Source organism: Klebsiella sp. 7-CIP_Kleb. (assembly GCF_050378655.1).
GTDB classification, from domain to species: Bacteria; Pseudomonadota; Gammaproteobacteria; order Enterobacterales; family Enterobacteriaceae; genus Klebsiella; species Klebsiella quasipneumoniae.
Map to the genome: position 1 here is coordinate 228048 of NZ_JBNRLJ010000004.1, position 21682 is coordinate 249729.

Here is a 21682-nt window from a genome sequence, read left to right on the forward strand (position 1 = left end):
AGAAGAGCGCAGAGTGTGATAAACTATGCAGATTAATTTGCTGAAAGCGCAAGGATTGTCACTTAATTGGTAACGCTTACACTGGCGTGCCGGCATGGACAAGAGGATGTTTAATGCCTGATTTTCTCTCATTTATCAATGAAATACTCTGGGGCTCAGTGATGATTTATCTGCTACTGGGCGCCGGCATCTGGTTTAGCTGGCAAACCCGGGGTATTCAGTTCCGTTACGTGCGCAAATTTAGCCGCAGTCTGAAAAAAAGCCTGCACCCGCAGCCGGGCGGTTTAACCTCTTTTCAGGCGTTATGTACCAGTCTTGCCGCCCGGGTTGGCAGCGGTAATCTTGCCGGCGTCACGCTGGCCATCGCCGCCGGCGGACCAGGAGCGGTATTCTGGATGTGGGTCTCCGCCCTGCTCGGCATGGCCAGCAGCTTCGCCGAATGTTCCCTTGCCCAGTTGTATAAAGAACGCGACAGCCGCGGCCAGTTCCGCGGCGGCCCGGCCTGGTATATGGCGCGCGGGCTCGGCATGCGCTGGATGGGCGTGCTGTTTTCGATCCTCCTGCTGCTGGCCTATGGCTTTATCTTCAATACCGTGCAGGCCAACTCCGTGGCTCATGCCCTGCGCTATGCGTTCGATCTGCCGGCGGCGGTCAGCGGCGGCGTGCTGGCCGTTGTCGTTCTGCTGGCCATCCTCCGCGGTTTACGCGGCGTGGCGCGCCTGATGCAGTGGATAGTGCCCATCATGGCGCTGCTATGGATCGCCGCCAGCCTGCTTATCGGCCTGTGGCATATCACCGCCCTGCCGACGATTTTCGCCACCATCTTTCGCTGCGCCTTCGGCTGGCAGGAAGCCGCCGCCGGCGCGGTGGGCTACACCATCAGCCAGGCGCTGACCAGCGGCTTTCAGCGCGGCATGTTCTCCAATGAAGCAGGGATGGGCTCTTCGCCTAACGCCGCCGCAGCCGCCGCCTCATGGCCGCCGCACCCGGCGGCGCAGGGTATCGTGCAGATGATAGGCGTGTTTATCGATACCATCGTGATCTGTACCGCCAGCGCGATTATCGTCATGCTGGCGCCGCGGCCCGACAATGAATATACGCTCAATGGTATTCAGGACTTGCAACACGCGATGAGCGTGCTGGTCGGCGGCTGGGGAGCGGATTTTATCGCCCTCATCGTGCTGCTGTTCGCTTTTAGCTCTATCGTGGCCAACTACGTGTATGCGGAAAATAATCTGATCTTTCTGCATCTGGATAAGCCGCGTTATATCTGGGGTCTGCGAATACTCACCGTCCTGATGGTGCTGTTGGGGACCCTGGTTAGCCTGCCGGTCGTCTGGCAGAGCGCGGATATCATTATGGCGCTGATGGCGATGACCAACCTGACGGCCATCCTGCTGCTCTCCCCGACGGTGCGAATTATCGCCAGTGATTATCTGCGTCAGCGCCAGCTGGGCATCCAGCCCACTTTTGATGCATCGCGCTATCCCGAGATTCACCAGCAGCTGGCCCCGGGCGCGTGGAATGAACTGCCGCGCGAATAGCGCGGCAATCGCAGCTATCGATCCCACCATGCACTTTTTTTGTTAAAATTCGTCGAAATTACCTGCAAGGACTGGATATGCTGATTCTGATTTCACCTGCTAAAACGCTCGATTATCAAAGCCCGCTGGCAACGACTCGCTATACCCAGCCCGAACTCCTCGAGTATTCTCAAGAGCTTATCAGCATCGCCCGTCAGCTGACCGCGCCGCAAATCGGCAAGCTGATGAGCATCAGCGACAAGCTGGCGGATCTGAACGCCACCCGTTTCCACGACTGGCACCCTGACTTTACGCCGCAAAATGCCCGCCAGGCGATCCTCGCCTTTAAGGGCGATGTCTACACCGGCCTGCAGGCAGAGACGCTCACTGAGGACGACTTTGACTTCGCCCAGCGACACCTGCGCATGCTCTCCGGCCTGTATGGCGTGCTGCGCCCGCTGGACCTGATGCAGCCCTACCGCCTGGAGATGGGGATCCGTCTGGAAAACCCGCGCGGTAAAGATCTGTACCAGTTCTGGGGCGATACCATTACCGAGAAGCTGAATCAGGCGCTGCAGGCTCAGGGCGACGATATCGTCATCAACCTGGCTTCCGATGAGTATTTTAAATCGGTGAAAACGCAAAAATTGCAGGGCCAGCTGATCAAGCCGGTCTTCCTCGATGAGAAGAACGGCAAATTCAAAGTGATCAGCTTCTATGCCAAGAAAGCCCGTGGCCTGATGAGCCGCTACATTATTGAAAATCGCTTAACCCAGCCGGAGCAGCTGAAATCCTTTAATAGCGAAGGCTATTTCTTTGATGCGGAGGCATCGGAGAAAGGCGAACTGGTGTTTAAACGCCACGAGCAGTAAGTAAGCGTCCCCCTGCGGCGTTCGAGGCGACAGGGGGACGGTAAGGATTTAGCCCATCATCAGCTTACGCAGCGCGGCGAAATCCGCCGGCAGGTTGTGAGACAGCAGCGGCAGGTCGGCGCGGTCGGCCAGCTCTTTCGGCAGCGGCAGGGTCTCCTGCAGGATCTCCTCCACGCTCTCTTTGAACTTCGCCGGATGGGCGGTGCCGAGGAAGAGACCGTACTCTCCCGGCTGCAGCTGATCGCGCAGCGCGCGCCAGGCAATCGCCGCGTGCGGCTCAGAGATGTAGCCGATGGCCTTCAGCTCGCGCATTGCCGCTTTGGTGGTCTCATCATCGACCGCGGCATAGCCCAGCTCGCTGAGACGCCAGATTTTACGGCGGAACAGCTCTTCGACACGCGGCCAGTTGTTCGGCTGGCTGACGTCCATGGCGTTGGACAGCGTCGCCTGGGTGGCTTTTGGCGCCCACTCGCCGCCCTGCAGATAGCGCGGAACAGTGTCGTTGGCGTTGGTGGCAGCGATAAAGCGTTTGATCGGCAGACCCAGCGACTTCGCCAGCAGACCGGCGGTCAGATCGCCGAAGTTGCCGCTCGGCACAGAAATCACCAGCTGATTGCGGGCTTCCTGCGGCAGCTGCGCCGCCGCTTCGAAGTAGTAGCAGATCTGCGCCAGCAGGCGGCTGATGTTAATGGAGTTAGCCGAGTTCAGCCCCAGCGTCGCCTTCAGTTCTTCATCGTCAAACGCCTGCTTCACCAGCGCCTGGCAGGCGTCGAAGTCGCCGTCAATCGCCACGGTTTCAATGTTGCCGCCGAGAGTACAGAACAGCTTCTCCTGCAGCGGGCTGATCTTGCCGCGCGGATAGAGGATCACCACCTTAACGTTCGGCAGACCATAGAAAGCATGCGCCACCGCCGCCCCGGTATCGCCAGAGGTCGCCGTGAGGATGGTGACCGGCTTGTCGCCCGCAATGTGGGTCAGCATCTGCGCCATAAAGCGGCCGCCGAAATCCTTGAACGCCAGCGTGGGGCCATGGAACAGTTCCAGACAGCCGACATCCTCCTGAACCTTGCTCACCGGCGCCGGAAACGCAAACGCCGCGCGGACCCGCTGCTGCAGGACATCCTGCGGGATCTCATCGCCGATAAAGGCGGATAAAATTTTGGCGCTGCGGGTGACAAAGTCCTGCGCCAGCATATCGTCGATTTCAGTCAGGCTGAATTCCGGCAGATCGTGCGGAAAGAACAGGCCCTGATGCTTGCCAAGTCCCTGGGTAACGGCCTGCGCAAAGCTGACCTGCTCATTGTGATCTTTTAAGTTATACAGTTTCATTGGTTATCCCACTACGCGTGCGCCCGCCGTATCCAGCCGGCAAATATGAACAAAGCCTTCCTGATTCTGTAGATAGTGCGCGCCAAGCCAGTCGGCGACGCGCTGTGCGGTGTCCGGCTTATCGCACAACGCGAATAGCGTTGGGCCAGAGCCGGAGATGCCGCAAGCCTGGGCGCCCATCTCCATGGCCGCCTGACGCGCTTCGCTAAAGCCCGGCAGCAGTTTGGTTCGGTACGGTTCGGCAATCACATCTTTCATCAATTTTGCCGCCAGCTGCGGCTGGCGGGTGTAGCAGGCATGAATAAAGCCCGCGAGGTGGCGACCATGGGCGATACAATCCTGACGGCGGTACTGCGCCGGCAGAATCGCCCGCGCTTCAGCGGTGGAGACTTTAATCCCCGGATAGGCCAGCACCCACAGCCACTCATCAAACCCGGGCACCTGCTGGCTGATAATCCCATTCTCTTCGATCATCAACTGCATGCCGCCAAGATAGCACGGCGCCACGTTGTCGTAGTGAATGCTGCCGGAGATACGCCCTTCCATCTCCCCCATCAGCGCCAGCATGCGCGTCTCGTTCAGCGGCTTACCGCAAAACTCGTTCATCGCCACCAGCGCGGCGACCACCGAGCAGGCGCTGGAACCCAGCCCGGAACCAATCGGCATGTTTTTTTCCAGCGTCATCGCCACCGGCACCGTCTTACCGATCTCCCGGCAAAAGCTTTCCCAGCACTGGTAAACAATGTTCTCCTGCGGCGCCGTCGGCAGTTTGCTGGCGAAGCGTCCCAGATTCTGCAGGCTGAATTGCTCCGCCGCTTCGACAGTGACGTTGTCGCCAAGCAGCGTGCCATCGACCGGCGTGACCGCCGCGCCCAACACATCAAACCCGACGCTCATATTGGCACTGGAAGCCGGGGCATATACTTTGACCATCTTAAACTCCTAACTTCCAGGAAAGGGTGCGCAGCAGGTCGGCGAATACGCCGGCCGCCGTGACGTCGTTCCCGGCACCATAGCCGCGCAGCACCAGCGGCAATGGCTGATAATAGTGGCTGTAAAAGGCCAGCGCGTTCTCGCCATTTTTGACTTTGTACAGCGGATCGTTGCCGTCAACGGCGGCAATTTTCACCCGGCAGGTACCATCCTCTTCGATGTTACCGACATAGCGCAAGACTTTACCTTCATCGCGCGCCTTAGCAATCCGCGAGGCGAACTCATCATCCAGCGACGGCAGGCGAGCCATAAAGGTCTCGACATCACCGCTGGCGTCGAAGTCCGCCGGCAGCGCCGACTCGACGATAATGTCCGACAGCTCCAGTTCACGTCCGGTCTCACGGGCCAGAATCAGCAGCTTACGCGCGACGTCCACCCCGGATAAATCGTCGCGCGGATCCGGCTCGGTATACCCCATCTCACGGGCCATTGCCGTCGCCGCCGAGAAACTCACCCCCTCATCCAGCTTGCCGAAGATAAACGACAGGGAGCCGGAAAGGATCCCGGAGAAATGGCGCAGTTCATCGCCGGCGTTGAGCAGGTTCTGCAGGTTCTCAATCACCGGCAGGCCAGCGCCAACGTTCGTGTCATAGAGGAACTTGCGGCGCGAGCTGCTCGCCGCGTGGCGCAGCTGATGATAGTAATCCAGTGAAGAGGTATTGGCCTTTTTATTCGGCGTGACCACATGGAAACCTTCGCGCAGGAAGTCGGCGTACTGATCGGCGACCGCCTGGCTGGAGGTACAGTCGACGATCACCGGATTCAGCAGGTGGTACTCTTTTACCAGGCGGATCAGGCGACCGAGATTAAAGGGTTCTTTCGCCTCCGCCAGCGCTTCACTCCAGTTTTCCAGATTCAGACCATGCACGCTGGTCAGCAGCGCCTGAGAGTTGGCCACGCCGCAAACGCGCAGATCGATATGTTTGCTCTTCAGCCAACCCTGCTGGCGTTTGATCTGCTCCAGCAGCGCGCCGCCGACGCCGCCGACGCCGATGACGAACACTTCGATCACCTGATCGGTGTTGAACAGCATCTGATGGGTCACGCGCACGCCGGTGGTAGCATCGTCATTGCTAACCACCACCGAAATGGAGCGCTCGGAGGAGCCCTGAGCAATCGCCACGATATTGATATTGGCGCGAGCCAGCGCGGCAAAAAACTTTGCCGAGATACCGCGCAGGGTGCGCATCCCGTCGCCCACCACCGAGATAATAGCCAGACGCTCCATAATGGCCAGCGGCTCCAGCAGTCCCTCTTTCAGCTCGAGGTAAAACTCATCTTCCATCGCCCGTTTGGCTCGCGCGCAGTCGCTCTGCGGCACGCAGAAACTGATGCTGTACTCGGAGGAGGATTGGGTGATCAGCACTACCGAGATGCCGGCGCGGGACATGGTGGCGAAGACGCGGGCGGCCATGCCGACCATGCCTTTCATCCCCGGCCCGGAAACGTTGAACATCGCCATGTTGTTGAGGTTAGAGATGCCTTTAACCGGCAGATCGTCCTCGTCGCGGCTGGCGCCGATGAGCGTTCCCGGCGCCTGCGGGTTGCCAGTATTTTTAATCAGACATGGGATTTGGAATTGGGCGATAGGGGCGATGGTGCGCGGGTGCAGCACTTTCGCGCCAAAGTAGGAGAGCTCCATCGCCTCCTGATAAGACATCGATTTCAGCAGACGCGCATCCGGCACCTGGCGCGGGTCGCAAGTGTACACTCCGTCGACATCGGTCCAGATTTCGCAGCAATCGGCGCGCAGGCAGGCGGCCAGCACCGCAGCCGAATAGTCGGAGCCGTTGCGCCCCAGCACCACCAGCTCCCCCTTCTCATTGCCAGCGGTAAACCCGGCCATCAGGATCATATGGTCTGCCGGGATCTGGCTGGCGGCGATGCGGCGGGTGGATTCGGCGATATCGACCGTGGACTCCATGTAGTGACCAACGGCAAGCAGTTTTTCCACCGGGTTAATGACACTGACTTTATGACCACGGGCTTCCAGCAGACCCGCCATGATGGCGATGGAGAGCTTTTCGCCTCGGCAGATCAGCGCGGCATTGACGCTATCCGGGCACTGACCCAGCAGGCTAATACCGTGCAGGACATGCTTAATCTGAGCAAACTCCTGCTCAACAAAGGCTTTCAACTGGGCGAGCGGGAAAGCGGGCTGGGCGTCGGCAAGGCCCTGAAGAAGTTCGGCAAAAATGCGTTCAGCGTCGGCAATATTGGGGAGGGCATCCTGGCCGCCAATGGTCTTTTCAATCATCGCTACCAGATGGTTAGTGATCTTCGCCGGGGCAGACAGGACGGTCGCTACCTGCCCCTGCCTGGCATTACTCTCCAGAATATCGGCAACCCGCAGAAACCGTTCCGCATTTGCCACTGATGTACCGCCGAACTTCAACACTCGCATGGTTCTTACCCCTTGATCTCTTGTCAAAAAAAAAGCCCGCACTGTTCAGGTGCGGGCTTTTTTCTGTGTTTCCTGTACGCGTCAGCCCGCACCGTTACCTGTGGTAATGGTGGTGGTGATAATGGTGGTAATCATGCCGATGCGATTCATGGATGTTGTGTACTCTGTATTTTTATCTGTCTGTGTGTCCTGCCTATATTGGTTAAAGTATCTGCCGTCTTAAGTCAATGAATTTCTAAATTAACCCCATTTCAGCCGGCTTACGTATTGCGCCACCCCGACAAGAAAAAACACCCAGATTGGCGGAACACCTCCCGCAAAAACAGTACATGCAACCATAAATAAAAAATATGACAGAACTTTATTCTGGTAGGTTTTTTTCAATATCATGCAGCAAACGATGCAACATTGCCGTGTCTCGCTGCTGCAGCAGCCCCAATCGTTGCGACAGCCAGTCGGCCAGTTTGGCATCGTCCTCCACGCCCAGACGCGAAAGCAAGGCCATGGTGCGGAGGCGCAACGCCTGCAGCTGATGATGGTCTGCCGCGGCAGCGGCGGGAGCCGATTGTTGCATAAGCGATGCTAATTGATAGCAGTAAACCATCACCGACTGACCGAGGTTCAGCGACGGATAATCCGCGACCATCGGCACGCCGGTCAGCACATCGGCCAGGGCCAGCTCCTCATTGGTCAATCCGGCGTCTTCACGGCCAAATACCAGCGCGGTATGGGTCATCCAGTTCGCCTTCTCCTCCAGCAGCGGCAACAACTGCTGCGGCGTGGCGTAATAGTGAAACCGCGCGCGACTGCGGGCAGTGGTGGCGACGGTAAAATCGACGTCGTGCAGCGCCTCAGCAAGGGTGGAATAGGTGGTGATGCCATCGAGGATGTCGCCTGAGCCGTGCGCCACCCAGCGTGCCGCCGGCGCCAGATGGGCTTCACTGTCCACGATCCGCAGATCGTGAAATCCCATGGTTTTCATCGCCCTGGCGGCGGCACCGACGTTCTCGGCCCGGGCAGGACCGACCAAAATAATCGTTAAACGCATTGCGGTTTCATTCTCTCTCTCAGGCGTTGTCTGAGGCGCGGAGCCCCCCATTTTACGCGGTGAAAATTTACAAATTTGCAACAAAAATCACTAAAATTGCGTTTTCTTACCCATAAAAAAATCTAAACTGTTCTCAGGAGGCCATGACAAGGAGTATGTTAACAGAACCCATTTATCCATATGATGGGCAATGAAATTTCATCTGACGCATCGTTCCAGACATTGGATTCACTGTATTTATTAATTTATCCACGCAACTAGTTGAGCCGGGTAAAGATTGTGACTATAAAGAGCATGGCGATGCAATGATTTCACAAGACTGTTAACGTGCTACAATTGAACTTGATATATGTCAACGAAGCGTAGTTTTATTGGGTGTTCGGCCTCTCTTAGCCTGTTATGTTGCTGTTAAAATGGTTAGGATGTCAGCCGTTTTTGACACCGTCGGGTCCAGAGGGAAAGTACCCACGACCAAGCTAATGATGTTGTTGACGTTGATGGAAAGTGCATCAAGAACGCAATTACGTACTTTAGTCATGTTACGCCGCGCATGTTAATTTGCGACATGCACCAGGCAGGTCAGGGACTTTGGTACTTCCTGTTTCGATTTAGTTGGCAATTTAGGTAGCAAACATGCAGACCCCGCACATTCTTATCGTTGAAGACGAGTTGGTAACACGCAACACGTTAAAAAGTATTTTCGAAGCAGAAGGTTACGATGTATTCGAAGCGACCGATGGCGCGGAAATGCATCAGATCCTGTCTGAAAATGATATCAACCTGGTGATCATGGATATCAACCTGCCGGGTAAAAATGGTCTTCTGCTGGCGCGCGAGCTGCGCGAGCAGGCCGACGTCGCGCTGATGTTCTTAACCGGCCGCGACAACGAAGTGGATAAGATCCTTGGCCTCGAAATCGGCGCTGACGACTATATCACTAAACCGTTTAACCCGCGTGAACTGACTATCCGCGCGCGCAACCTGCTCTCCCGTACCATGAACCTCGGTACCGTGAGCGAAGAGCGTCGCAGCGTGGAAAGCTACAAGTTCAACGGCTGGGAACTCGATATCAACAGCCGTTCCCTGGTTAGCCCGAACGGCGAACAGTACAAGCTGCCGCGCAGTGAATTCCGCGCGATGCTGCACTTCTGCGAAAACCCGGGCAAAATTCAGTCTCGTGCCGAGCTGCTGAAGAAAATGACCGGTCGCGAGCTGAAGCCGCATGACCGTACCGTTGACGTGACCATTCGTCGGATTCGTAAACACTTCGAATCCACTCCGGATACTCCGGAAATCATCGCTACCATCCACGGTGAAGGTTACCGTTTCTGTGGCGATCTGCAGGAATAATGCGAGTTATTCCGCAGCTATGATGTGAAAACGGCGCCCCGAGGGCGCCGTTTTTTTATGCCGTCACTCTTTCCACAGGCGCAGTTTGTCGTCATCGGCAGACGGCGGCGCACTGCCTTTCGGTAACGATAACGCATACCAGTCCACTCGCCGGGTCAAAAACATCAGAATGCTCAGCGCCAGCGCCAGCACACCGGTCCCCAACAGCAGCGCGCTGTCCTCGGAGTGCAGCAGAAACCACATCACCCCATCCAGCAGCAGCAGCGCGGCGACAAACAGCAGGCTGTTGCGCCATCCCCTGAGCACCGCCTGGAGGTAGATCCCATTCATCACCGCGCCGCACAGACTGGCGGCCAGCCAGGCGGCGGTAAAGCCAATGTGCTCCGAAAGCGCCAGCAGCACCAGGTAAAACAGCACCAGCGATAAGCCCACCAGCAAATATTGCATCGGATGCAGGGGTCGATGGGTCAGGCTCTCGAAAGCGAAAAAGGCCATAAACGTCAGCCCGATTAACAGGATGGCATATTTTGTCGCCCGATCGGTTAGCTGGTACTGGTCGGCAAGCGACATGACATCGGCACTGAACGCCGGTAAGCGCGACCACGGGATCTCCATATCATCCTTGAAATAGCTGCCCATATCATTGGCGAACCAGCTGCTTTGCCAGTGGGCGCGATAGCCGGCAGCATTCACTTCGCGTTTCGTTGGCAGGAAGCTGCCGAGAAAGCCGGGATGCGGCCAGTTACTGGTCAGCTGCAGCTCGCTGTTGCGCCCGAGCGGCGCCAGTGAAAATGCGCCCGTCCCGTTCAGATCGAGCGAAAAAGCAATCTCAAGCGGCTTGTTGTCCTCCGCCAGCGCAGGCATCCGCATATGGATGCCCGCCCCATCGCCGCTGATCCCCAGCCCTGGTTCCACGCTTAATACGCTGCCGTTAACCTTCGGGGCGTGGATGGCGCCAATGCCGCGGGCATCGCCGACGCTCACCACCAGCCGCGGCAGGCCCAGGGTGATATGCGTTTTTCGCAGCGACGCCAGACGCAGCGGATCGAAGGTGGCCTTAATCTGCAGGGCGTTATGCCATACCTGCCCGCTGTAGATGCCCACCCTTCTCGACTCCACGGTCTGTTTGCCGGTGACCGCCAGCGACTCCGGCAGCCAGTAGTACACCCAGCTACGCTGATAGGCGACCTCTTTTTGGTTTTCCCTGCGGGTCAGCGTCTCGGTTACCGGAATAGCGATCAGCGGCCCGGCGAGTTTTTGCGAACCGCTGGTGCTCTGCTCAATGGCGTCCACTACCTCGCTGCGATAATCAGCCCGCTCATTGATGAGCTCCCTGACCATCATTAAAGGTAGAGATAACAGCACAATACAGCCTATTAGCGTGGTGATTTTCCAGAATAACGGTGATTTCAACATAGCTTTCTCCCTATCGTGATGGCCTCACCATAGGGCGGCTGTGTGGGGAGAATTTGAAGCTATGTGAAGGGACGGTGAAGTCTCAGCGTAGCGACCACGCCGCCTTCGGGCCGATTGCGCAGACGGATATCGCCATGATGCAGGCGCGCCACTTCACGAACGAAGGCCAGCCCAAGGCCGCTGCTCTTGTGGCCGTCTTCACGCGGTAGCGAGTAGAACCGCTCAAAGATCCGCGTCAGGGCATAGTCCGGAATACCGCATCCGTTATCCGTTACGCTCAGTTGCACCTCTGCATTTCGTTTCTCTACCCCCAGGGCGATCTCGCCGCCCTGGGGGGTAAAATCAATCGCGTTGTCGAGCAGATTACCCAGCGCCTGGGCCAGCAGTTCGCCATCGCCATTGACCAGCATCCCACTCGCCTGCCAGCGCAGAGTAATGGCTTTCGCCGCCAGGGCGATGTCGCGCTCCTCCGCCAGGCGTTGGTATAGCGCATCTATCGACACCGGCTGTAGCTTTATCTCCAGCCGGCTTTCCAGTCGCGCCTGCTGGAGTAACCGCTCCACCAGCAGCTGCATGCGGGTGTTCTGCGCAAGGATATTCTCAGTAAACCGCGCCGCCACCGCAGGCGGCGGCCCTTCGCGCAGAATCTCCGCCGCACCGCGAATAGCCGCCAGCGGACTTTTCAGCTCGTGCGTCAGGTCATAGACATAGTTTTCGATGGCGTTTTTGCCTTCGAGCTTCACCCGCATGCTCTCCAGCGCCTGGGCCAGCTTACGCAGTTCGCTGCTGCCGACCTCCGGCAACGGCAGCGGGCGGTCAGCGGTCACGGAGTCCGCATAGCGCACCAGCTTACCGATAGAGAAATTGATCCACCAGACGACGCCGCAGCCGATCAACAGCGCAATGCCCAGCAGGGCACCGCCGGCCCAGAGGATCCGCCGCTCGCTGCGCTTAATGACCGGCGTCATCGCCAGGTTGGGTTTACCGACGCTCAGCACGCCGATAATCCGCCCCTGATCCATCACCGGCGCGGCGATATACATCACCGAGCTGGCTTCATCATGTGGATCGCTGCGCGAACTGCGCGCGCCGTACTGCCCGCGCAGGGTGAGCAAGACGTCGTTCCAGCGTGAATAGTCCTGCCCTGTCGCCTCTCCACTGGAGTCAAACACGACCTTGCCCCGGGCATCGGTCAGATAGACGCGGTACTCATTACGCACCTTTTTAATTCCGCCAATGTTGGCGTTTAGCCGCTGCTGGTGGAGCTGTTGAAAGGCCTGCGCCAGCCTGCCCTGCTGCGGGTTTGCCGCCAGCAGGTCCTCACGCGCCAGCGCCGCCAGCAGGGTGGCGGTATCGTTGAGGGTCCCCTCCGTCGCCCGGCGCACGCCCGGCTTCACTTCCTGGACAAAGATCGACAGTACAAACCACGCGGCGATCGCGACGATAAGAAAATAGCCCAGCAGCAGGCGCATGCCGATGCGCATCAGCTGCGCCCCAGGCTGTAGCCCATCCCGCGATGGGTATTGATTGGCGACAAATCAGGATTCACGGCCCGCAGTTTAGCGCGCAGGGTTTTGATGTGGGTGTCGACGGTGCGGTCGAGGCTTTCCCAGGCATCGCTCCATACCCGCTCCATCAGCTGCTGACGGGAGAAAACGCGACCGGGCGCGTGAAGCAAAGTTTTCAACAGCAGAAATTCATAGCGCGTCAGGTTCAGGGGCTGGCCGAACCAGCTTATCGACGCCGCCTGCTCGTCAAGCACAAACTCGCCGACGCGAACTACCGACGAAGGCGCGGCAAATTTTTGCAGCCGTCGCAGCACGCTGCGCACCCGCGCGCAAACTTCGCGCGGCGAAAACGGCTTGGCGATGTAATCGTCAGCGCCGATTTCCAGCCCCAGCAGCTTATCGACCTCATCGCTCCGCGCCGTGAGAAACAGCACCGGCAGCGCCGGAAAGCGCGTCAGCAGGCGCCGACAGAGCTCGAAGCCGCTGATATCCGGCAAGCCAACGTCGAGGATGGCGACATCGGGTGCCTGATACGCCGCAGCCTCCAGCGCGGGCAACCCGCGGTCGAAGACGGTGACCTGGAAGCCCTCCTGCTGGAGCATATAAACCAGGGTATCGGCGATACTCTGTTCATCCTCAACTAACCAAATCCATGGCTGCTGCATGCGCGCTCCCGTTTATTTATTCCAGGGCATAATCGGCACGGCGCTGATGGCGTTCTTCGGCGAACCATCAACTACTTTATCCGAATAGGTCAGGTAGACCAGCGCATTGCGCTTCGCATCATAGAAGCGAACGACCTGTAGCTTTTTAAATACTAACGAGGTGCGCTTCTGGAACACCACGTCGCCCTGGCTTTTGCCATTTTTGATTTTGTCCGTCAGCTCAATCGGCCCGACCTGCTGGCAGGAGATGGCCGCGTCGGAGGTATCCTCCGCCAGCCCCAGGCCGCCTTTGATCCCGCCGGTTTTCGCCCGGCTGATGTAGCAGGTCACGTTCTGTACATCCGGATCGTCAAAGGCTTCGACGACAATTTTGTGATCTGGTCCTAACCATTTGAAGACCGTATCCACGGAACCAATCTGCTCCGCCTGAGCAATCTGACAGCCGGCCATCAACAGCAGGCCCATCGCAAACTTCTTGTATTTCATATTGTTACCATTATTAAAAAATATAGCCAAGTGATTATCACGGACTTAGCAGAAAAGGTTTATAGATCACAGCTTTACAAAATTATCGTTCAGATCCACTGACCTACCGCATTTAAAAGCAAAAAAAACACTGAATGCTAAAACATCAAAAAATGCTATTATCCGCTACTTTAATATCAGGCACCTGTGTTTAAGGATGGGGACATTTTATGGATCAAGCAGGGATTATTCGCGATCTCCTTAGCTGGCTGGAAGGTCACCTGGATCAGCCGCTTTCTCTGGACAATGTGGCGGCGAAGGCAGGTTATTCCAAGTGGCATCTGCAGCGAATGTTTAAGGATGTCACCGGCCACGCTATTGGTGCCTATATTCGCGCGCGCCGGTTGTCGAAATCAGCTGTCGCATTACGCCTTACCGCCCGTCCAATCCTTGATATTGCGCTGCAGTACCGTTTCGACTCCCAGCAGACCTTCACCCGGGCGTTCAAGAAGCAATTCTCGCTGACGCCGGCTCTCTACCGCCGCTCGCCGGACTGGAGCTCGTTCGGTATGCGTCCGCCGCTACGTCTTGGCGAGTTTACCCTGCCGAAACATGAATTTGTCGCCCTACCCACGACTCAACTGCTCGGTGTGACTCAGAGCTATACCTGTAAGCTGGAGGAAATCTCCGACTTCCGCAACCAGATGCGGGTCCAGTTCTGGCGAGATTTCCTCGGCAACTCGCCGTCGATCCCCCCGGTGCTCTACGGGCTGCATGAACCGCGTCCGAGCCTGGAGAAAGACGATGAGCAGGAAGTGTTCTATACCACCGCGCTGACGCCGGAGATGGCTAACGGCCACCTGCAGAACGCCCATCCGGTGACGCTGGAGGGCGGCGAGTATGTCATGTTTACGTATGAAGGGCTGGGTACCGGCCTGCAGGAATTCATCCTGACGGTCTACGGCACCTGCATGCCGATGCTGAACCTGACGCGCCGCAAGGGGCTGGATATTGAACGCTTCTATCCTGAAGATGAAAGCCGGGATCAGACCACGCCGATTCAGTTGCGCTGCGAGTATCTGATCCCGATCCGCCGTTAACGCTGCAGCTCGTCCATCGCGGGGGCGTCAAGATGCGAGACGTCGCCCGCCGTTTCCACCACCCAGCCGGAAGCCAGCCACGGGCTTTGCTGATAATCGACGCGCGAGATCGAGCAGTTGCGCAGGCGCAGACGACGCTCTGCGTATGCCGGCAGCCCTAAAATCGTACTCACCAGGCAGCCCAGCGCGATACCATGACTCACCAGCAGCGGTCGACTACCGGCCGGTAATTCCAGACAGGCGGCCAGCGCCGCATGCATACGTTCGCTAAGCTCCTGCATCGATTCGCCCTGCGGAATGCGACCATCCGGCGTGCCGTTGACCAACTGGCGGCGCCAGCCCTCTTCTTCTTCGCTGAGCGAGTCAATATGGCGCTTCTCCAGCACTCCCATATCCAGCTCGCGCAGGCGCGCATCAGCGATCACGCTGCAGCCGCAGGCTTCGGCGATAATCTCTGCTGTGCGACGGGTTCGCCCCAGATCGCTGGTAATGATATGGGTGATCCCCAGCGTTCTGGCGCGCTCGCCAACCTGCCAGGCCTGGCGCTCACCGTGTGCGGTCAGCGGGCTGTCGGACTGACCCTGAATACGTCGCTCGGCGTTCCACTGCGTTTCACCGTGGCGAACAAGGTATACCTGTAACATGCTTTTTTTCCGTTCTGAACTCGTTATCGACCGCTTGCGGGCATTACCGACTGCCCTGGGGGTGATTTAGAGTATACTGCGATGACGTTAGTTTATTCTGAGTTGTTTTGATTATGCACCATGTTGTCTCAGCGACCACTAATCCCGCCAAAATTCAGGCAATTCTGCAGGCTTTTGACGAGATTTTCGGCGAAGGATCCTGCCACATTGAGTCCGTCTCCGTCGAGAGCGGCGTGCCGGAACAGCCCTTCGGCAGCGAGGAAACGCGCGCTGGCGCACGAAATCGCGTCGCCAATGCGCGCCTCGCCCAGCCCCATGCCGATTTCTGGGTCGCCATCGAAGCCGGAATTGACGATGACAGTACCTTTAGCTGGGTGGTCATCGAAAGCGCCAGCCAGCGCGGAGAAGCGCGCTCAGCCACGCTGCCGTTGCCTGACGTTATTCTTGAGCAGGTTCGCGCTGGCGAAGCCCTCGGGCCGGTCATGTCGCAGTATACCGGCATCGATCAGATCGGTCGTAAAGAGGGAGCGATTGGGGTTTTCACCGGCGGCAAATTAACCCGCAGCAGCGTTTACCATCAGGCGGTCGTGCTGGCGTTAAGCCCGTTCCACAACGCTATTTATCGCTAGCCAACAGCGTCTGCTCCAGCCACTGGCGCAGCTCAACCGGCGCCGACTTCAGGCTGTTGGACCCGCGGGTAATGGTCGCAATGCCGGCACCGAGCTCATTTTTCAGCTCGCGCTGGCTCATCTCACCGCGCAGCAGCTCTTCGATAATGCGCACCCGAGTCCCCAGCGCTTCACGCTCATCAGGGGTCAGCATGAGCTGCAGCAACGGTAGATGCAGATCCTGCGCATAGGCCTGCTGTAGCAGCGCCACAAAGCGCAGCCACTCCTGATGACGTTGTTCGGCAACGGCCGCGGAATAGGGAGATTGTTGGGTCATATCGCGCCACCATATTGAGACGGGCAGCTTACGCTGCCCGTCGAATGTACTCTTCAACGAGTACAAAGCATAACATACTTCCCGGCGATCAGTAACGCTGCCGCCACTCCGCATCGCTGAAGAGCTTATCCTGCTGACCCATAAAGTAGCGATAGTAGGCGTCATAGGAGAGGACATTCTTCACGTAGCCGCGTGTTTCCGAGAACGGAATACTCTCGACAAACGCCACGGCGTCGATCCGTCCGGCGCTGTTCCCCTGCCAGGTGCGTACCCGACCCGGCCCGGCGTTATAGGCCGCCGAGGCGTAGATGCGGTTATTACCGAACTGCTGGTAAACGTACTGCAGATAGCTGGTGCCGATGTTGATGTTGGTTTCCGGATCCAACAGCTGCGACGGGCCGCTGTAGCCGGGAATGCTGAACATGCTGACGGTATGCGTCGCGGTGCCCGGCATAATCTGCATCAGCCCGCTGGCGCCGACCGGCGAGCGCACTTTCGGGTTCCAGGCGCTCTCCTGGCGGGCAATCGCCATCGCGTAGCTCTGCGGAATATCTTTACCGCTGATATAGCGGGCAAACAGATCGTTATAGGCCAGCGGGAAGCGCTCCTCCAGCTGATCCCACAGTTTTCCGGCGATCGTCGCCTGCACGCTCAGATCCCACCAGTGTTGATCAAAAGCGTAACGCGCGAGCTGCGCCTGCTGGGATTTACTACGGCTGGTGACCAGGTTCGCCCATTCAGTGCGCGCGGTGTTATCCATATTCCAGTACATCAGCTCGCGCACCCGGGCCATCTCCGGACCGGAGGCCAGCGCCGGATCGAGCGTGCCAATCGCTTTATCAATGCGGAAGGTATACTCCTCGCCGAGACGCTGCGCAGCGACCATCGGGTAGAAACCCCGCTGCTGCATCAACGACCGGAGGATCGCCTGCGCTTCCTCGTCCCTGCCGCGCTCCAGCAACAGATCCGCCTGCCAGTAGCGCCATTCGTCTTTCTCTTTCGCCTCCATCGGCAGGCGCGCCAGCCAGGTATTCAGACCATAGCGATCGCCCGTCCCCAGCGCCATCCGTACCCGCCGCTCCACCAGCAGCGTGGACTGCGAGCGCATAATCGCATCGTCGCGCCAGATGGCCTGCTCTTCGGTCACATCGTTCCCCATCAGGCGCCAGGCGACAATATCGCGTAGTTCCTGGGTCTGATCCTCATTGAGCTGCTGGGCCTGCACCAGCGAAGGGATCATCAAACGGGCATTTTCCACATCCTGACGGGCGACGCTGGCGAAAGCGACGGCGGCCATCTGGCGGGTAAAGTCCGTCGCCCCGGTGGTGCGGGCAAAGGTCAGAACGCTGTTAGGATCGTTAGCCAGGGCGACCACGGCGCTGGCGATGCTCTGGTAGTTGGCAGGCATCTGCTGGGCCAGCGATTTCACCAACCCAATATTGCCGGCCTTCATCGCCAGGCGGATCCGTTCGAGATAGGCCAGCGGATCCTGTTGGCCGGAGTCGCGCCAGGCGCTGAACAGCGGTTCACAGGCGCCGGGCTGGTTCTTGCCCGTCAGCCAGAGCGCTTTCGCTCCGCTCCAGGCCTCCTGCGACTGACCCACGCTCAGTTTGGCGTAGTAGTAGTTGCACTGCGCCTCGGTGCTGGTCGGCTTATCGGGGCTAAACGCCAGCAAGCCGCGCCAGTCGCTGCGCCGGGCCAGTTCATTCACGAAACGCGAACGTAATGAACGCGCCGGGGGCAGCGTCGGGTTGGCGTCAATAAAGTTTTTCACCACCAGCGCCGGCTGGTTCATCAGATCGTCGGTAATCTGCCGGTACTGCAAATAGGGATACAGGGGATAGGTGCTTAACGTGGGCATCAGCTGGTCAACCACATCCATCTGCCGGTTATCCCACGCCTGCTTAATTTGTGCGTAGCGGCTGCGCTGTTCATCCAGTGAATCCGCATGCGCCAGCTGACTCAACGCCAACAGACCAACGCTGGCAGCCAAAAGATGCAACGCCATTTTTTTGGCTTTTTCCACAAGCTCTTCCTCTTTCAGGTGCATTTTCGCAGCATCGTGCCGCTTAAAAGCCCCTGCCGGTTCGGCAGGCGGCTTTACTTATGCTAATCAGACAACGCTAAACGCGCCATGTCCTGAACATTTTTTTACGCTTCTGTGAATCCTGTCGCCTCGCTGGGATTAGCGCGCGAAAAAGGCTACACTTCGGCTTTGAACTATCTATCAAAATAGAAAGAGGCGAAGTCCACCGTGGCTCAATTCGTTTATACCATGCATCGTGTCGGCAAAGTGGTTCCGCCGAAACGTCATATTTTGAAAAATATCTCCCTCAGCTTTTTCCCTGGCGCGAAAATCGGTGTGCTCGGTCTGAACGGCGCCGGTAAATCTACCCTGCTGCGCATCATGGCCGGTATCGACACCGAGATCGAAGGTGAAGCGCGTCCGCAGCCCGGCATTAAAATCGGCTACCTGCCGCAGGAGCCGCAGCTCAACCCGGAGCACACCGTGCGCGAGTCCGTTGAAGAAGCGGTCGCCGAAGTGGTTAACGCGCTGAAGGGTCTGGACGAAGTCTATGCCAAATACGCCGAGCCGGATGCGGACTTCGATAAGCTTGCCGCACAGCAAGGCAAGTTCGAAGAGATTATCCAGGCGCACGACGGCCACAACCTGAACGTGCAACTGGAGCGCGCGGCCGACGCCCTGCGCCTGCCGGACTGGGATGCGAAAATCGCTAATCTTTCCGGTGGTGAACGCCGCCGCGTCGCGCTGTGCCGCCTGCTGCTGGAAAAACCGGATATGCTGCTGCTCGACGAACCGACTAACCACCTCGACGCCGAGTCCGTCGCCTGGCTGGAACGCTTCCTGCACGACTTCGAAGGCACCGTGGTGGCGATTACCCACGACCGTTACTTCCTCGATAACGTCGCCGGCTGGATCCTGGAACTTGACCGCGGCGAAGGTATTCCGTGGGAAGGCAACTACTCCTCCTGGCTGGAGCAGAAAGATCAGCGTCTGGCGCAGGAAGCTTCTCAGGAAGCCGCACGTCGCAAATCCATCGAGAAAGAGCTTGAGTGGGTACGCCAGGGCGCAAAAGGCCGTCAGTCTAAGGGCAAAGCCCGTCTGGCGCGCTTTGAAGAGCTTAACAACGTTGAATACCAGAAACGTAACGAGACCAACGAACTGTTCATTCCGCCAGGCCCGCGTCTGGGCGATAAAGTTCTGGAAGTCAGCCATCTGCGCAAATCCTACGGCGACCGCGTGCTGATCGACGATCTGAGCTTCTCGGTACCGAAAGGCGCTATCGTCGGCATCATCGGTCCGAACGGCGCGGGTAAATCCACCCTCTTCCGCATGATGTCTGGCCAGGAACAGCCAGATTCCGGCACCATCACCCTGGGTGAAACCGTTAAGCTGGCTTCCGTCGATCAGTTCCGCGACGCGATGGACAACAGCAAAACCGTGTGGGAAGAAGTGTCCGGCGGCCTGGATATCATGAAGATCGGCAACACCGAAATGCCGAGCCGCGCCTACGTGGGCCGCTTTAACTTCAAAGGCGTCGACCAGGGCAAACGCGTTGGCGAGCTGTCCGGCGGTGAACGCGGTCGTCTGCACCTGGCGAAGCTGCTGCAGGTCGGCGGTAACGTCCTGCTGCTCGATGAACCGACCAACGACCTGGATATCGAAACCCTGCGCGCGCTGGAAAACGCCCTGCTGGAGTTCCCGGGCTGCGCGATGGTTATCTCGCACGACCGCTGGTTCCTTGACCGTATTGCCACCCACATTCTGGATTACCAGGATGAAGGTAAGGTGGAGTTCTTCGAAGGTAACTTTACCGAGTACGAAGAGTACAAGAAACGCACTCTCGGCGCCGACGCGCTGGAGCCGAAGCGAATCAAGTACAAACGTATCTCAAAATAAAATGCATAAAGGCAACGCAAGTTGCCTTTTTTAATGTTTGCTCCCTCTCCCTGTGGGAGAGGGCCGGGGTGAGGGCAAGGTAAAAGTAAAAAGGCAACGCAAGTTGCCTTTTTTAGGGTTTGCTCCCTCTCCCACCGGGAGAGGGCCGGGGTGAGGGCAAGGTAAAAGTAAAAAGGCAACGCAAGTTGCCTTTTTTAGGGTTTGCTCCCTCTCCCACCGGGAGAGGGCCGGGGTGAGGGCAACAGCCCGCAGAGGATCTACCCCTGCTCCCCCATCAGCTGCTTCACCAGCTCGACGCAGCGCAGGAAGCGCGTATCGTAGTCCGACTCCTTCACATGGACGAACTCGATCTCGTTCTCTTTCAGCAGCGACACCAGCAGCGACTGAAACTCTTTACGATCCACCGAACTCCCAAGACTGCGTAACCCATCAGCCACCCACGGGGTGTTGTTCTCCAGCAGGATCACCAGGTCAAAGCGGTATTCATCAATCAGCGCCTGCACGAACGGGTGCTCACGCCCCTCGTACTTCAGACAGAACGCCTGAGTACTGACGAAGTCGGTATCGATAAATGCCACCTTGTTGGCATATTTCACTGCGAAATCAATATACTGGGCATGCCCGAGGGCAATTTTATCGTAATCAGAATACTGGAGCGCCATCTCATCGCCGCCGAGATGCGAAAAGACATAATCCCGGCCATATTCCCAGGCGCTGGTAGTATTGAAGATATTGGCGAGCTTATTGACCAGCGTTGATTTACCGCTCGACTCGCCGCCGAGGATCGCCACCGTCCGCACAAAGAACGGTTTCACTTCCGTCGGAATATATTCCCAGTAGCGGAACGGGTTCTCGCGGATCTGGCCGCCGCTAATATTCATAAAGGTCCGCTTAGGATCGATAAGCACCGTCTCGATCCCCAGATGCTCAAGGTACTGCGGCGCATCGGCCTCTTCCGAGGTATAGATCCGGTTCGGCTCGATCCCTTTTTCGCTCATAAAAGCGCGGATCCCATGACTCCACACATCCCAGCCGTGCGGATAGGGCTCCATCCCCTCTTCATTGAACGCATGGATGCGAATATTCTTCTGATATTTAAAGGTCTGCAGCAGCCAGCGCAGGCGGTCAGGCACCGTTGGCTGCTGCGACATGGCGCTCTCTTCAAACAGCTCGCGGTCGCGGGTATCGTCATAACCCATGATGATATGCAGCTCATCGACCTGGCTACAGGCGCGTTGAATCAAATAGATGTGCCCGGTATGCAGCGGGTAAAATTTACCAAACACCACGCCGACGCTTTTCTGTCGGCGGGGAAACTCCAGCCCGAGGAAGCGATGCAGCGCTTCAAGCTTCTGCGCGCTCGGGCTTTTGATTTTGGCGTTCAACAGCTGGCTGAGATACCCCTTGGTCATCCCGCTGGCTTCCGCCACCTGCTGCAGGGTACAGCCTTTCTGCTTTATGGCGCTTTTTAAATAGTCAAATGACGACATCGCTAATC

At 57.8% G+C, this 21682-nt stretch carries 20 protein-coding genes and 1 other annotated feature; of the genes, 6 read left to right on the forward strand and 14 right to left on the reverse strand.

The window, feature by feature from the left end:
* Positions 1-113: 113 nt before the first annotated feature.
* Together ACQUTI_RS16540 and yaaA are read left to right on the forward strand one after the other, a co-directional pair.
* Positions 114-1544 carry an alanine/glycine:cation symporter family protein gene (locus ACQUTI_RS16540; protein ID WP_043522279.1) on the forward strand — a complete coding sequence of 477 codons (1431 nt, stop codon included), beginning with the start codon at positions 114-116 and terminating at the stop codon, positions 1542-1544.
* A gap of 77 nt (positions 1545-1621) precedes the next feature.
* Entirely contained in the window at positions 1622-2395 is a 774-nt protein-coding gene (yaaA, locus tag ACQUTI_RS16545; protein WP_009309177.1) for a peroxide stress protein YaaA, read from the forward strand.
* 48 nt (positions 2396-2443) lie between these two features.
* Here the strand turns inward: yaaA and thrC are convergent, their stop codons facing one another.
* From thrC to yjjY, 6 genes are all read right to left on the reverse strand, one after another.
* Positions 2444-3724: a threonine synthase gene (gene thrC, locus ACQUTI_RS16550; RefSeq protein ID WP_002887863.1), complete on the reverse strand. Its 1281-nt coding sequence runs from the start codon at positions 3722-3724 to the stop codon at positions 2444-2446.
* Between the two features lie 3 nt (positions 3725-3727).
* Positions 3728-4657, reverse strand: coding sequence for a homoserine kinase (thrB, locus tag ACQUTI_RS16555; protein ID WP_002887853.1), 930 nt, complete (start codon positions 4655-4657; stop codon positions 3728-3730).
* A gap of 1 nt (position 4658) precedes the next feature.
* Positions 4659-7121 (reverse strand): bifunctional aspartate kinase/homoserine dehydrogenase I, encoded by a 2463-nt coding sequence (gene thrA, locus ACQUTI_RS16560; protein WP_009309175.1) that lies wholly within the window; start codon positions 7119-7121, stop codon positions 4659-4661.
* 25 nt (positions 7122-7146) lie between these two features.
* Positions 7147-7264: a sequence feature (Thr leader region), on the reverse strand.
* On the reverse strand, positions 7203-7271 hold the full coding sequence (gene thrL, locus ACQUTI_RS16565) for a thr operon leader peptide (RefSeq protein WP_004222578.1): 69 nt from the start codon (positions 7269-7271) through the stop codon (positions 7203-7205). (Overlaps the previous feature by 62 nt.)
* A gap of 211 nt (positions 7272-7482) precedes the next feature.
* Complete coding sequence (locus tag ACQUTI_RS16570) at positions 7483-8169, reverse strand: tRNA/rRNA methyltransferase (protein WP_049004267.1); 687 nt, start codon at positions 8167-8169, stop codon at positions 7483-7485.
* A 397-nt stretch (positions 8170-8566) separates the two neighbouring features.
* On the reverse strand, positions 8567-8707 hold the full coding sequence (gene yjjY / locus ACQUTI_RS16575; RefSeq protein ID WP_004146984.1) for a protein YjjY: 141 nt from the start codon (positions 8705-8707) through the stop codon (positions 8567-8569).
* A gap of 95 nt (positions 8708-8802) precedes the next feature.
* Between yjjY and arcA the strand changes: the two genes are divergently transcribed.
* Positions 8803-9519, forward strand: coding sequence for a two-component system response regulator ArcA (gene arcA / locus ACQUTI_RS16580; RefSeq protein ID WP_002887843.1), 717 nt, complete (start codon positions 8803-8805; stop codon positions 9517-9519).
* 63 nt (positions 9520-9582) lie between these two features.
* On the opposite strand, the gene creD is transcribed toward arcA, so the two are convergent.
* Genes creD through creA form a run of 4 tightly spaced genes read right to left on the reverse strand, consistent with a single transcriptional unit; the run spans position 9583 to position 13594 of the window.
* On the reverse strand, positions 9583-10935 hold the full coding sequence (gene creD, locus ACQUTI_RS16585; protein WP_009309173.1) for a cell envelope integrity protein CreD: 1353 nt from the start codon (positions 10933-10935) through the stop codon (positions 9583-9585).
* 59 nt (positions 10936-10994) lie between these two features.
* On the reverse strand, positions 10995-12419 hold the full coding sequence (gene creC / locus ACQUTI_RS16590) for a two-component system sensor histidine kinase CreC (protein WP_062914358.1): 1425 nt from the start codon (positions 12417-12419) through the stop codon (positions 10995-10997).
* The gene (gene creB / locus ACQUTI_RS16595) at positions 12419-13108 is read right to left on the reverse strand and encodes a two-component system response regulator CreB (protein WP_231792687.1); all 690 of its coding nucleotides are present in this window, start codon (positions 13106-13108) and stop codon (positions 12419-12421) included. The genes creC and creB overlap by 1 nt, the downstream gene beginning before the upstream one ends.
* Before the next feature lie 12 nt (positions 13109-13120).
* The gene (gene creA, locus ACQUTI_RS16600; RefSeq protein ID WP_122542473.1) at positions 13121-13594 is read right to left on the reverse strand and encodes a protein CreA; all 474 of its coding nucleotides are present in this window, start codon (positions 13592-13594) and stop codon (positions 13121-13123) included.
* Between the two features lie 209 nt (positions 13595-13803).
* On the opposite strand from creA, the gene robA reads away from it, so the two are divergent.
* The gene (robA, locus tag ACQUTI_RS16605) at positions 13804-14673 is read left to right on the forward strand and encodes an MDR efflux pump AcrAB transcriptional activator RobA (RefSeq protein WP_122542475.1); all 870 of its coding nucleotides are present in this window, start codon (positions 13804-13806) and stop codon (positions 14671-14673) included.
* Here the strand turns inward: robA and gpmB are convergent.
* On the reverse strand, positions 14670-15317 hold the full coding sequence (gene gpmB, locus ACQUTI_RS16610; protein ID WP_004204216.1) for a 2,3-diphosphoglycerate-dependent phosphoglycerate mutase GpmB: 648 nt from the start codon (positions 15315-15317) through the stop codon (positions 14670-14672). The two genes, robA and gpmB, sit on opposite strands and share 4 nt — an antisense overlap.
* A gap of 113 nt (positions 15318-15430) precedes the next feature.
* On the opposite strand from gpmB, the gene yjjX reads away from it, so the two are divergent.
* Complete coding sequence (gene yjjX / locus ACQUTI_RS16615; protein WP_004204215.1) at positions 15431-15946, forward strand: inosine/xanthosine triphosphatase; 516 nt, start codon at positions 15431-15433, stop codon at positions 15944-15946.
* Here yjjX and trpR read toward each other — a convergent pair.
* Together trpR and sltY are read right to left on the reverse strand one after the other, a co-directional pair.
* Positions 15933-16262, reverse strand: coding sequence for a trp operon repressor (gene trpR / locus ACQUTI_RS16620; RefSeq protein ID WP_004204213.1), 330 nt, complete (start codon positions 16260-16262; stop codon positions 15933-15935). The two genes, yjjX and trpR, sit on opposite strands and share 14 nt — an antisense overlap.
* A gap of 88 nt (positions 16263-16350) precedes the next feature.
* Positions 16351-18288 (reverse strand): murein transglycosylase, encoded by a 1938-nt coding sequence (sltY, locus tag ACQUTI_RS16625; protein WP_428923322.1) that lies wholly within the window; start codon positions 18286-18288, stop codon positions 16351-16353.
* Positions 18289-18516: 228 nt separating this feature from the next.
* On the opposite strand from sltY, the gene ettA reads away from it, so the two are divergent.
* Positions 18517-20184, forward strand: coding sequence for an energy-dependent translational throttle protein EttA (gene ettA / locus ACQUTI_RS16630; RefSeq protein ID WP_004204211.1), 1668 nt, complete (start codon positions 18517-18519; stop codon positions 20182-20184).
* 257 nt (positions 20185-20441) lie between these two features.
* Here the strand turns inward: ettA and nadR are convergent, their stop codons facing one another.
* Positions 20442-21674, reverse strand: coding sequence for a multifunctional transcriptional regulator/nicotinamide-nucleotide adenylyltransferase/ribosylnicotinamide kinase NadR (nadR, locus tag ACQUTI_RS16635; RefSeq protein WP_004886547.1), 1233 nt, complete (start codon positions 21672-21674; stop codon positions 20442-20444).
* Between the last annotated feature and the right edge of the window lie 8 nt (positions 21675-21682).